The sequence below is a fragment of the Roseateles sp. genome, assembly GCF_044373315.1.
In the GTDB taxonomy this organism is placed as follows: Bacteria; Pseudomonadota; Gammaproteobacteria; order Burkholderiales; family Burkholderiaceae_C; genus JACDQM01.
The window spans coordinates 1-13058 of sequence record NZ_JBILQK010000052.1 but is presented as its reverse complement, the minus strand read 5'-3'; the positions used below and the strand labels follow the sequence as shown (position 1 = coordinate 13058).

Genomic DNA, 13058 nt, shown 5'->3' with positions numbered 1-13058 from the left:
CCACCCTCCTCGCATGAACGCAATTGCCTGGCCCGACGCCGCCCGCGAAACAAGCTTCCAGAACTGGCTGCATGGCTTGAGCGCCAGCCACGAGCTGCTGCCCGAAACGGTGACCCTCGCCAATGCCGACGCCAGCGCACGGCGCTATCTGCGCGTGAAGCGCCGTGATGGCAGCACGCTGATCGTGATGGACGCGCCCGGACAGCCCGACAGCCTGCGCGCCTTCATTTCGGTGGCGCAGATGATGCGCGGCTGCGCGCTGCATGTACCGGATGTGCTGGCCGCGGACGAAGCACAAGGCTTCGCGCTGCTCAGTGACCTGGGCGACACGCCCTATCTGCAGGCGCTGAAACAGGCCGAGCCGGCCGACGCCGACCGCCTGATGCGCGCCGCGACGCAGGCCCTGGTGACGTGGCAATCACGCGGCGATGCCGGCGCCCTGCCGGCCTTCGACGAAGTGTTCATCCGCCGCGAGTTGCAGATCTTTGTCGACTGGTGCGTGCAGCGCGAGTACGGCCGACAGTGGAGCGAGACCCAGCAAGCCTGGTGGGAACACAGCTGCAAGGCCCTGGTGCGCAGCATGCTGGAGCAGCCGCAGGTGCCAATGCACCGCGACTACATGGTGCGCAATCTAATGGTCTGCGAGCCCCTGCCCGGCGTCCTAGACTTCCAAGACGCGGTGCGCGGCCCGATTGCCTACGACCTCGCCTCGCTGCTGCGCGACGCCTTCATCAGCTGGGACGAAGAGCGTGAGCTCGACTGGGCCATCCGCTACTGGGAGCAGGCGCGCAAGGCCGGCCTGCTGGACCCCGAAGGCCTGGGCGCAGACTTTGGCGAGTTCTGGCGCGCGCTGGAGTGGAGCGGCCTGCAGCGCCACCTGAAGATCCTGGGCATCTTCTGCCGCCTCAAGCATCGCGACGGCAAGCCCGCCTACGCCGAAGAGCTGCCGCGCTTCTTCGCCTATGCCATCAAGGTCACGACCCGCTATGTGGAGCTGTCGCCGCTGACCCATCTGCTGGAAGACCTGCGCGGCTCGCTGGTGCAGACCGGCTTCAATCTGCGCTGACCCGGCCCGCACGCTGCCCCCCCCCCTTGAACTGGGGGGCCCTGGCTCGCGGGATTGCTGCGTCCCTTCAAGCCGGGACAATGGGCCGCTCTCTGCTGCTGCCCCTCGATGCCTTCCGTCTATCTGCTGCGCCGCAATCGGCAAGCCCTGCTCCGAAGCCGCGAGGCTCTGTGCGCCCACACTTCGGCGCAAGAAGGCACCTGGACCTGCAGCGGCAGCAGCGAGCATTGGCGTGGCGCGCTTGAGGCCTTGCTGACTGCACCACCGGATCTGCTGATCTGCGATCTGCGTCTGCTGGACGGTCCAGCGCGTGCGCTGTTGCAGCGCCTGCCTCGGCCATTGCCCCGTGTGCTGCTGCTGACACCCATGGTTGACGACCCGGAGCTGTTTGCAGCGCTGGCCAGCGGCGCCCATGCCTACTGCCTGGAGCGTGACGCGGTCGGCCTGGTCAAGGCCGTCGCCGGGCTGCAAGCCCAGCGCGCTTGCATTTCACCAGCCCTGTCACGCCAGTTGCTGCACGCCTTCGGCATGCCGCGCAGCGAGCTGCACCAAGCGCATTGCGTGGCGGCCTGTCACGACCATCGGGCGACTGAGGCCGGGCTCTCAGTGGCGCAGCAGCACTTGCTCAGCCTGTTTTCTCACGGCCTGCTGGACAAGGAGATCGCACAACGCTGGCAGTTGGGCGTCGAGGAAATCGGCCAGCGCGTGGGCGAGCTCTACGCCGCCTTGCATCGCCGTTCGGACCACCGGCGCCCTGTCCTGTCCGGCGCCGCTTGATGCAAGCCCGCCACCCCAGGCTCGTACGAGCCTGGATCAGACCCCAGGCGGCTTGGTATCGATGAAGCTCTGGCGAGCCGCCAGCTTCTCGTAGTGCTTTGCCAGGTTGGGATGGGCGGAACGCCAGTCAATCGCCGGGAAGCGGAAATCCAGGTAGCCCAGCGCGCAACCCACCGCCACATCGGCCAGCGTGAAGTGATTGCCTGAGCACCAGTTGCGCTCTCCAAGGCCCTGGGCCATGGCGGCTACGGCCGCATGCACGCGGCTCATCTGGCGATCCGTCCAGGCCTGGCTGCGTTGCTCGGCGCTGCGGCCGGACCAGGTCTGCTCAAGGCGTGCCAGGACGGACGCATCCAGCAGGCCATCCGCCAGCGCCTCCCAGGTGCGCACCTCCGTGCGCTCGCGACCGCGATCAGGAATCAGTCGCCCGACCGGCGACAGAGTGTCAACGTACTCCACGATCACGCGCGAGTCGAACACGGCGCCGGTGATCGCGTCCTGCCCCTCCATCACCAGGCAAGGCACCTTGCCCAGCGGGTTCATCTTCAGGATCTCGTCGCTGGACCACACGTCTTCCAGCACCAGCTGGTAGTCGAGTTTCTTTTCCGCCATGACGACGCGGACCTTGCGGACGTAGGGGCTGGTGAGTGAACCGATGAGCTTCATGAGGCTTTGAATGGGACCGAAGTCCTTGTTGCCGGTGGATTCTATCGAAGCGCCCTGGGCGGATTCGGCATGCGCGCACGGGGCATACGATGCAAACAACAGGGCTTCTTCCGGGGGCTTGCCAGCCTACGCCCGCGCCGCCACACTGCTCGGCGCCAGCGGGAGCGGCGCCCACCTATCAAGGACGCAGCCAGTCTACTGTGCGTGGCGGCTCGCCAGGCAAGCTGATCCGAGCCTGAGCCGGCGCCATGCGGCTCAAGACCTGACCCCGGCGCACCACCAGCAAGCGCTGTGCCCGCAGCCGGAGCGCCTCCACCGGATCGTGCGCCTGCAAGAGCACGAAGTCGGCAAAGCAGCCCGGCGCCAGGCCATAGCCCTGCAGGCCCAGAATGCGCGCGCTGTTGACCGTCACCGCATCGAAACAGGCCCGCATGCCGGCCTGCGACGTCATCTGTGCCACATGCAGGCCCATGCTCGCCACCTCCAGCATGTCGGCGCTGCCCAGCGAATACCAGGGGTCCATCACGCAGTCGTGGCCAAAGCCCACGTTGATGCCCGCGGCCAGCAGCTCGGGCACGCGCGTCATGCCGCGGCGCCTGGGATAGCTGTCGTGCCGGCCCTGCAGCGTGATGTTGATCAGCGGATTGGCCACCACCTGCAGCTGCACCTCGGCCAGCAGCGGGATCAGCTTGGAGACGTAGTAGTTGTCCATCGAATGCATGGATGTCAGATGTGAGCCGGTGACGCGGCCCTGCAGCCCCAGGCGCTGCGTCTCACTGGCCAGGGTCTCGACATGGCGGGACAGCGGGTCGTCGCTCTCGTCGCAATGCATGTCCACCGGCAGGCCGCGCTCGGCCGCCAGCTCGCACAAGAGCTTCACGCTGGCCGCACCCTGCTCGGCCGTGCGCTCGAAATGCGGAATGCCGCCCACCACGTCCACACCCATGTCCAGCGCACGCTTGAGATTCGCCATCGCGCCCGGCGAACGCAGCACGCCATCCTGTGGAAAGGCCACCAGCTGCAGGTCGAGATAGGGCTTCACCCGCTCGCGCACCTGCAGCAGCGCCTCCACCGCCAGCAGCCGCTCATCGCACACATCCACATGCGATCGGATCGCCAGCAGGCCCTTGGCCACCGCCCAATCGCAATAGGCCTGCGCACGCTGGACCAAGGCCTCCTGCGTCAGCTGCGGCTTCAATTCACCCCAAAGCGCAATGCCTTCCAGCAAGGTGCCGCTGTCGTTGACGCGCGGCAGGCCATGGCTGAGCGTGGCGTCCATATGAAAGTGTGCGTCGACGAAGGGCGGGCTGAGCAGGAAGCCCCGCCCGTCGATGACCTCGACGTCCGCAGGGCCCTGCAACGCCGGCCCGATGGCGGCAATGCGGCCGTCCTGCACCAGCAAGTCCTGGCCGGCGCGACCGTCGGGCAGGCGCACATCTCGCAACAGCAGCGGGGCATTCATGGGCTTGGTCCTTGGCAGTCTGATCGCAACAGGGTCGAGCATAGATCGCGCCATCTGCACGCCTGATGTGCCGGTCTGGCGCATCAGGCGTCACTGCGAAGAGTGCTGCCCGTAAAATCCGCGGGTTTGCCCCAAGCTCAGCGGCCCCAGCCGCCCACCTGCCATGAACCTCTCCAGCCTCAGTGCCCTCTCTCCCCTGGACGGCCGCTACGCCTCGCGCGTGGCCGCTCTGCGCCCGCTGCTGTCCGAGTACGGCCTGATGCACCGCCGCGTGCAAGTGGAGGTGGAATGGTTCATCGCGCTGTCAGACGCCGGTTTCAGCGAGTTCAAGCCGCTGTCGGAAGCCGCGCGCGGCCTGCTGCGCGGGCTGGTGACGCGCTTCTCAGAAGCCGATGCGCAGGCCATCAAGGACATCGAGAAGACCACCAATCACGACGTCAAGGCGGTCGAGTACTGGCTGAAGTCGCGCTTCGAGAACAGCCCCGAGCTGAAGGCCGCCGGCGAGTTCGTGCACTTCGCCTGCACCAGCGAGGACATCAACAACACCAGCCACGGCCTGATGCTCAAGGCCGCACGCGAACAGGTGATGCTGCCCACGCTGGACCGCATCACCGACAAGCTGGCCACCATGGCCCACACGCTGGCTTCCGTGCCGATGCTCAGCCGCACGCACGGCCAGACCGCCAGCCCCACCACCGTGGGCAAGGAGATCGCCAACGTGGTGGCCCGCCTGCGCAATGCACGCGCGCGCATCGCCGATGTTCAGCTGCTGGCCAAGATGAACGGTGCCGTGGGCAACTACAACGCGCACCTCAGCGCCTGGCCCGAGCACGACTGGGAAGCCTTCAGCAAGAACGTCATCGAGCAGCAGCTCGGCCTGGCCTTCAACCCCTACACGATCCAGATCGAGCCGCACGACTACATGGCCGAGCTGTTCGATGCCTTCGCCCGCGTCAACACCATCCTGATCGACTGGTCGCGGGATGTCTGGGGCTACATCTCGGTGGGCTACTTCAAGCAGCGCACCGTGGCCGGAGAGATCGGCAGCTCGACCATGCCGCACAAGGTCAACCCGATCGACTTTGAGAACGCCGAAGGTAACTTCGGCCTCGCCAACGCCTTGCTGACCCACCTGAGCCAGAAACTGCCGATCAGCCGCTGGCAGCGCGACCTGACCGACTCCACCGTGCTGCGCAATATGGGCGTGGCCCTGGGCTATGCGCTGCTGGGCTACGAGTCGCTGCTCAAGGGTCTGGACAAGCTGGAGGTCAACGAGGTCGCACTGGCCGAGGATCTGGACAGCGCCTGGGAAGTGCTGGCCGAGCCGATCCAGACCGTGATGCGCCGCTACGCCCTGCCCAACCCGTATGAGCGCCTGAAGGAGCTGACCCGCGGCAAGGCCATCACGCGCGAGTCCCTCCAGGCCTTCATCAATTCTCTGGAAGTGCCCGAGGCCGAGAAGCAGCGCCTGCTGGCCCTGACGCCGGGGAGCTACACCGGCAAAGCCGCAGAGTTGGCCGGCCGCATCTGAGGAACTGGGGCAACATCCAGGGTCTGCTCGGATGCGCAGCCTTCGTCGGGCTGCACCACAATGGGTACTGTCTGCCACAGACCGGCCCGCTGCAGGGCGCACTTGATCGATGCCCAGCCCGACCCCGAACGCCGGCCCTAGCGAGATCGACCCCCAGATGATGCAGGCGCTGCGTGAGCGCGACCTGCTCCTGGAGAACGCCGGCGTCGGCATCGTCTATGTGAAGCAGCGTGTGCTGCTGCGCTGCAACCAGCGCTATGCCGAGATCTTCAGCTACGCCCGCCCCGAGGAGGTGGTGGGCGCCAGCAGTCTTTCGATGTATCCCAGCGAGCGTGACTTCAAGCAGCTGGGCGCAGCAGCCTATCCGGTGCTGGCAACCGGCCAGCATTTCAAGACCGAGCGCCTGATGCGGCGCCAATCGGGCGACTTGTTCTGGGCAAGCCTCACGGGTCGCATGATCGACCCGAATGACACGGCGGCCGGCTCGATCTGGATCGTCGACGACGTCGATGAGCGCAAGCGCGCCGAAGTCGAACTGGCCAAGGTCAGCACAGAGCAGCGACTGATCTTCGACCATGCCATGGTGGGCATCGTGTTCCTGCGCGACCGGCGCGTCACCCGCTGCAACCGTGCCTTTGAAGCGCTGTTCGGCTACGCGCCCGGCGAGCTCGACGGGAGCTCCTCGCGCCAGTGGTACCTGACCGATGCCGACTGGGAAGAGGCCGGCCGGCGCTGCTACGCGCCGCTGGCGGCTGGCCAGGTCTTCCAGGGCGAGATGGTGCTGCGCCGTAAGGACGGCAGCCCGCTGCACTGCGAAGTGCGCAGCAATGCGATCGACGCCAAGGACCTGTCGCAGGGCTCGATCTGGATCACCATGGACATCACGGCGCGCAAAGAGGCAGAGGCCGCCCTGGTGCGCGCCAAGGCACAGCTTGAGCACCTGGTGCGCGAGCGCACGCAGCAGCTCAGCCAATCGGTGCAGGCGCTGCAGCAGAAAATCCAGGAGCAGCAGGAAGCCGAGGCGCATATCCAGCGTCTGGCCCACTTCGATGCTCTGACCGGCCTGCCAAATCGCGTGCTGCTGAAAGACCGCAGCGACCAGGCCATCGAGATCGCGCGGCGCCATGGCCAACAACTGGCGGTGCTGTTCCTCGATCTGGATCACTTCAAGAAGGTCAACGATTCGCTCGGCCACCGAGTCGGCGACGAGCTGCTGCGCCAGCTTTCGGCACGGCTGCGCTCGGCCGTGCGCGAGCAGGACACCGTGGCCCGTCTGGGCGGTGACGAGTTCGTGCTGGTGCTGCCCGGCACCGACATGCAGGGCGCCACCCATGTAGCCACGAAGGTGATGGAGCTGGCCGCACAGCCTTTTCAGGTGGACCAGACCGAGCTGGCGGTCACCCCCTCGATCGGTATCGCGCTCTACCCGGATGACGGCCACGACTTCGACACCCTGTGCAAGTGCGCCGACACCGCCATGTACCGCGCCAAGCGCGACGGACGCAATGCGCTGCGCTTCTTCACTGGCGAGATGCAGGCCCAGTCGGTGCGGGCCCTGACGCTGGAGAACGCCTTGCGCCGCGCGCTGGAGCGCAATCAGCTGCAACTCCACTACCAGCCGCAGATCGATCTGCGCAGCGGCCGCGTGATGGGCGCGGAAGCGCTGCTGCGTTGGCAGCACCCGGAGCTCGGCGCGGTCTCGCCGGCCGAGTTCGTGCCGGTGGCCGAAAGCTGCGGCCTGATCCTGCCGATCGGTGAGTGGGTGATGCGCACCGCCGCTTACCAGCTGCGCCAGTGGCTGGACGCCGGCCTGGGTGATCTGGCCATGGCGGTCAACCTGTCGTCGGTGCAGTTCCGCCACGCCGACCTGCCGGCACTCGTGAGCCGGGTGCTCTCTGACGCCGGCCTGCCCCCGCAGCTCCTGGAGCTGGAACTCACCGAAAGCGTCGCGATGGGCGATCCGCTGGGTGCCATCAGCCTGATGAACGACCTGCATACGCGCGGCATCCGCCTGTCCATCGACGACTTCGGCACCGGCTATTCCTCGCTGAGCTACCTGAAGAAGTTCCGCGTCTACAAGCTCAAGATCGATCAGAGCTTCGTGCGCGACCTCACCGAGGACCCGGAAGACCGCGCCATCGTCAGCGCCATCATCAGCATGGCCGACAGCCTGGGGCTGAGCACCATTGCCGAAGGCGTGGAAACGCCGGGGCAGCTTGAATTCCTGCGTGAACGCGGCTGTACCGAAGTGCAGGGCTATCTGTTCAGCCGTCCGCTGCCCGCTGCCGACTTCGAAGCTTTCGTTCGAACGCACCCGGGCTGAGGGGGAGGCAAAAGCGCGGAGAAACAGGCAAAAGCGAGACAATGCGAGACCTTGGCCCACACCCGCACAGCCCATGAATTTCATCCAGCAGATCCACGCCGCCGAACGCCTCAATGACTCCCTGTTGTGCGTGGGGCTGGACCCGGACCCTGCCAAGTTTCCCGGCGCCTGGAAGGGCGATGCCTCGCGCATCTACGACTTCTGCTCCGCCATCGTGGATGCCACCAAGGATCTGGTGATCGCCTTCAAGCCACAGATCGCCTACTTTGCCGCGCACCGCGCCGAACACCAGCTGGAGCAGCTGATGGCGCACATCAAGCGCGTCGCCCCCCATGTGCCGGTGATCCTGGACGCCAAGCGCGGCGACATCGGCTCGACCGCCGAGCAATATGCGCGCGAAGCCTTCGAGCGCTACCAGGCCGATGCGGTGACCTTGTCGCCCTTCATGGGCTTCGACTCCATCGAGCCCTACCTTCGCTACCCGGACAAGGGCGCCATCCTCTTGTGCCGCACCTCCAACACCGGCGGCAACGACTGGCAGATGCAGCGCCTGGCCGATGTGCCCGGGCAGCCGCGCCTGTACGAGCATCTGGCCCAGCTGGCGCAAACCGAGTGGAACAAGAACGGCCAGCTCGGCCTGGTGGTGGGCGCCACCTTCCCGGGCGAAATCGAACGGGTGCGTGAACTGGCGCCCACGCTGCCGCTGCTGATCCCCGGCGTCGGCGCCCAGGGCGGCGACGCCGCGGCCACCGTCAAAGCCGGCTGGCGCGGCACGGCCGAAGGCAGCAGCGGCCCCATCATCGTCAACTCCTCGCGCGCGGTGCTGTACGCCAGCGCCGGCGACGATTTCGCGGCGGCGGCCCGCCGCGTCGCGCAGGCCACGCGCGAGCAGCTGCGCCCAGCGCGTTAACTAATGCGCAGCCTTGGCGTCGGCAGCGATCTGCGGAGGATTTCCGGCGCTGACCGGTGCTTGGCCACCGCTGGTTCTGACGCAGACTCCGCCCTCTGCGGGCGATCTGCCCCTGGTTAACCGGTCGGCATCGTGATCAAGGACACCCTGGATGAGTTGAGCAGCCTGGTGGGCGAAGACGCCTCGGGCAAGTCCCAGCGCCTCGCGCTCGAGGAGAGCGTGCAGCGCCACTCGACGCGCATCTTCCTCTTCGCCAGCACCCTGATCTCGGCCGTGACCGGCACGCTGCTGTGGCTGACCATCGGCAGCAACGAACCCCTGGGCGGCCTGCTGCCGCCGCTGATGGCCTGGGGCATCTGCGTGCTGAGCGCTGCAGCCATCTGGCAGGGGCCGGCCCGGCATGGCCGGGCACTGGCCCTGCTGATCATGGGTCTGAGCATCGGCGTGGCAGCAGCCATCGCGATCTCGCGCCAGTTCGGTCTTCAATCCGGCAGCCTCGGCGCCATCGGCCTGATGGTGGCGCTCAGCACCGCCGTTCACGGCACGCGCCATGGCCTGGCGCTGTTCACCCTTGGCGTGGCTGCGCTGGGCTGCGTCGGCTGGGCCGAACTGGAAGGCATGGGCCGGCCGGTGCTAGGCCCCGACCAACTGGAAGGCATGGGCCGGCCGGTGCTAGGCCCCGACCATCGCATCTTCGGCCCCGGCATCACGCAGCTCTTGCTGCTGGTGATCGGCCTGATCGTAGGCCTGGGCACCCGCCGCATGCTGCGCCGCTCGCTGGGTGAGGCGGCCGAACGCAACGCGCGCTTTCGCCATCTGCTGAGCATGGCCGCCGACTGGTACTGGGAGATGGACCGCGAGTTCCGCTTCACACATGTGGCCGAGGACCAGCCCGGCGCCTCCGGCCTGGACCTGCAGACCCGGCTCGGCAAGACGCCCTGGGACATCGAACAGCTGGGGCTGTCCGACGACGACCTGGACGCCCATCGCGCCGATCTTGAATCGCACCGGCCCTTCCACGGCCTGGTGGCCCGCCGGCGCGCACCGGACGGCGGCACACGCTATGTCTCGATCAGCGGCGAGCCCCGCTTCGACGCCCAGGGCAACTTCCAAGGCTACTGGGGCGTCGGCCGCGATGTGACGCACGAAGTTCAGGCCGAGCAGGCCGTGGCCGCCACCGAAACCCGCTACCGGGAGTTGTTCCGCCGCTCGCCCAGCCCGCTGGTGCTGCACCGCTGGGGCCGTGTGCTGGACGTGAACCCGGCGGCGATGGCCATGTTCGGCTACACGCAACGCGCCAGCATGATCGGCCAGGATCTGTTCTCGCACTACGAGCCGGGCGATGACGAGCGCGCACGCCAGCGCACCGCCAAGATGGAGACCCTGCCGATCGGCGCGCTGCTGCCGATGGCTGAATTCAAGCTGCGCACCCTGTCGCGCCGGCGCCGCCTGGTGCAGGCCACCAGCGTGCGCGTGGATGCCGCCAGCGGCCCCGCCACGCTGAGTTTCTTCATCGACCAGACCGAGACCTCGCGCGCGCAGGAAGCGCTGCGCCGCTCCGAGGGCCTGCTGTCGCATCTGGTGGCCACCAGCCCCGACGTGATCACGCTCACCGAGATGAACTCGGGCCGCTATGCGATGGTCAACAAGACCTTCGAGCGCCTCTCAGGCTATGCGGCCGAAGAAGTGATGGGCCGGACCGCCGACGAACTGGGCATCTGGCAGAACCTGGCCGACCGCGATCGCGTCGTCAGCGCGGTGCGTCAGCACGGACGGATCAGTGACATGCCGTTCAACTTCGTCGCCAAATCCGGCGAAGTGATCTCCATGGTGCTGTCCGCCGCTCCCTTCAATATGGAGGGCCAAGCCTATCTGGTGATCAACGCCCGCGACGTGACCGAGACTGAGCGAACCCGCCTGGTGCACGCCGCCATCCTGCAGAACGCCTCCATCGGCATCTGCCTGACGCGCGACCAGCACTTTGTGCAGGTCAATCCGCTGGTCGAAGAGATGTTCGGCTGGCCGCCCGGCACGCTGCTGGGCCAGCATGCCAGCGTAGTCTGGCCCAATCCGCAGGCCTATGCCGGCGTCGCCGCCGATCTGGGCCCGCGTTTCGAGACGGGCGAGCAGGTGGAGACCGAGCGCTCGATGCGCCGCCACGATGGCACGCTGTTCCTGTGCCGCATCCTGGCCAAGGCGGTCGACCCCAACCACCCCAGCCGCGGCGGCACGATCTGGATTCTGGAAGACGTCACCGAGAAGCGCCGCGTCGAAGCCGCACTGGCGCAGGCCAAGGACGAGGCGCAAGCGGCCAACCGCGCCAAGAGCGCCTTCCTGGCCAACACCAGCCACGAGATCCGCACCCCGCTCAACGGTCTGCTGGGCTTGGCGCGCATGCTGCAGCAGCCCGATCTGCAGGAAGCCGCCCGGCGCGAATACCTGGACCAGATGCTGGACAGCGCCGAGAGCCTGTCCGGGCTGATCTCCGACATCCTGGACCTGTCCAAGATCGAGGCCGGCCGGTTGACGCTGGAGACCGTGCCCTTCGCGCTGCGCGACATGCTGGGCACCATGCGCCTGGCCTATCTGACGCTGGCCCAGGCGCGCGGTCTGTCCTTCAAGATCGATGTGGCGGAGGATGTGCCCGCATGGGTAGTCGGCGATCCGGTGCGCACCCGTCAGATCATCAGCAACTACCTGAACAATGCGCTGAAGTTCACCCAGGCTGGCGCGGTGGAGGTGCGAGTCGCCCGCGCCGCCAGCGCCACGGACGACCGCGAGCACATCCGTATCGAAGTCCGCGACACCGGTCCCGGCATCGACCCGGCGCTGCACGAGCGCCTGTTCCAGCCCTTCACGCAGGCCGACGAATCCACCACCCGCCGCTATGGCGGCACCGGCCTGGGCCTGTCGATCTGCCGCGAGCTGGCCACGCTGATGGGCGGGCGCGTCGGTGTCGACAGCCAGTTGGGTCAGGGTGCGGTGTTCTGGGCCGAGTTGCCGCTACCCGGCGCCCCCACGCCGATCAGCACCACGTTGCGCGAAGCCCGCGACAACCAGGACCTGCACGGCCGGCGCGTGCTGATGGTCGAAGACAACCCGGTCAATATGATGATCGCGGTAGCCCTGCTGGAGCAGTGGGGCATCGAAGTCTCGCAGGCCAGCGACGGCAGCCAGGCCGTCGAGGCCATCAATGCGCAGGCCAGCATGGGCAAGCCCTTCGACGCGGTGCTGATGGATGTACAGATGCCGGTGATGAGCGGCCACGAAGCCACGCGCGAGGTGCGCCGCAGCTTCAATGCCGAGCAGCTGCCCATCGTCGCGCTGACGGCCGCCGCGCTGGTTTCCGAGCGCGACGAGGCCCTGGCCGCTGGCATGAACGACTTCCTGACCAAACCGATCGACGCCCCCCGCCTGCGCGACACCCTCGTCCGCCTGATCCGGAAACGCGAGTGAGTGCTTGAGTGAGTGAGTCGGCGGCTGCCGAGAGGGGCCTCCCTGCGGACCCATCTGCGCCGACAATCACGCCATGAATTCCCCCGCCCCCTTCCGCTCGCACGCCCTGGCGCTGTTGCCCAACAACGGCCAGCCCGACCTGCTGTTCGTCTTGCTGCATGGCCAGGGTGCCAATGCCGCGCAGATGCGTCCGCTGGCCCAGGCCCTGCAGGCGCAGTACCCGCAGGCTGCCGTGCTGTCCATCGACGGCCCCGCGCCCGATGCGCGCCTGCCCGGCGGCGGCGCGGGCTTCCAGTGGTATGGCAGCGAGGACGGCGCCGACGAGGCGCAGCAGGTGGCCGCCGCGCTGCCGGACTTCATCGCGACCGTGCGCGCCTGGGCTGACAAATTCGAGCTGTCCTGGGACCGGGTGGCGCTGGCCGGCTTCTCGCAAGGCGCGATACTGGCGCTGGAGGCGGTGCAGGCCGAGGCGCAGCTGGCGGGCCGCGTGCTCGCCTTCGGCAGCCGTTATGCCCGCCTGCCCGAGCAGGCGCCGCAGGACGTGTGCCTGCACTTCTTCCACGGCATGGCCGACGAGGTGCTGCCCTACCCGCATGTGGTCGAGGCCGCCCAGACCCTGCTGCAGCTGGGTGCCGATGTCACCGCCGACATCCGCCCCGGTATCGGCCATGAGCTGCATGCCGAGCTGATCGACAAGGCGATGACGCAGCTGCGCACCTTTGTGCCGGCGCGGCTGTGGCGCGAGGCCGTGCTGGCCGCCGCAGAGCAGGAGCAGATCAAGCACTGACGGACACGCCCGGCACGCCGCTTGCACGCGGCGCCGGCATGCATGCCGACACCAGAGGCGCAGCGCCTTCACTGCTGCTG

The 13058-nt window shown here is 67.5% G+C and carries 9 protein-coding genes; 7 read left to right on the top strand and 2 right to left on the bottom strand.

Translation table 11 applies throughout. The features are described from left to right. The first annotated feature begins 13 nt into the window (after positions 1-13). Together ACIQ67_RS12770 and ACIQ67_RS12765 are read left to right on the top strand one after the other, a co-directional pair. On the top strand, positions 14-1066 hold the full coding sequence (locus ACIQ67_RS12770; protein WP_397534750.1) for an aminoglycoside phosphotransferase family protein: 1053 nt from the start codon (positions 14-16) through the stop codon (positions 1064-1066). Positions 1067-1174: 108 nt separating this feature from the next. After that, positions 1175-1843: a hypothetical protein gene (locus ACIQ67_RS12765; protein ID WP_397534749.1), complete on the top strand. Its 669-nt coding sequence runs from the start codon at positions 1175-1177 to the stop codon at positions 1841-1843. A 36-nt stretch (positions 1844-1879) separates the two neighbouring features. On the opposite strand, the gene ACIQ67_RS12760 is transcribed toward ACIQ67_RS12765, so the two are convergent. Together ACIQ67_RS12760 and ACIQ67_RS12755 are read right to left on the bottom strand one after the other, a co-directional pair. Beyond that, a complete protein-coding gene (locus tag ACIQ67_RS12760; RefSeq protein ID WP_397534748.1) occupies positions 1880-2509 on the bottom strand; it encodes a glutathione S-transferase family protein in 630 nt (209 codons plus the stop codon). Positions 2510-2687: 178 nt separating this feature from the next. Further along, entirely contained in the window at positions 2688-3971 is a 1284-nt protein-coding gene (locus ACIQ67_RS12755) for an amidohydrolase family protein (RefSeq protein ID WP_397534747.1), read from the bottom strand. A gap of 163 nt (positions 3972-4134) precedes the next feature. Between ACIQ67_RS12755 and purB the strand changes: the two genes are divergently transcribed. From purB to ypfH, 5 genes are all read left to right on the top strand, one after another. Then, complete coding sequence (gene purB / locus ACIQ67_RS12750) at positions 4135-5502, top strand: adenylosuccinate lyase (protein WP_397534746.1); 1368 nt, start codon at positions 4135-4137, stop codon at positions 5500-5502. A 109-nt stretch (positions 5503-5611) separates the two neighbouring features. Further along, entirely contained in the window at positions 5612-7825 is a 2214-nt protein-coding gene (locus ACIQ67_RS12745) for an EAL domain-containing protein (RefSeq protein ID WP_397534745.1), read from the top strand. 73 nt (positions 7826-7898) lie between these two features. Then, positions 7899-8735: an orotidine-5'-phosphate decarboxylase gene (gene pyrF / locus ACIQ67_RS12740; RefSeq protein WP_397534744.1), complete on the top strand. Its 837-nt coding sequence runs from the start codon at positions 7899-7901 to the stop codon at positions 8733-8735. Between the two features lie 132 nt (positions 8736-8867). Then, positions 8868-12191: a PAS domain S-box protein gene (locus ACIQ67_RS12735; RefSeq protein ID WP_397534743.1), complete on the top strand. Its 3324-nt coding sequence runs from the start codon at positions 8868-8870 to the stop codon at positions 12189-12191. A 73-nt stretch (positions 12192-12264) separates the two neighbouring features. Next, on the top strand, positions 12265-12978 hold the full coding sequence (ypfH, locus tag ACIQ67_RS12730) for an esterase (protein WP_397534742.1): 714 nt from the start codon (positions 12265-12267) through the stop codon (positions 12976-12978). Positions 12979-13058: the final 80 nt, after the last annotated feature.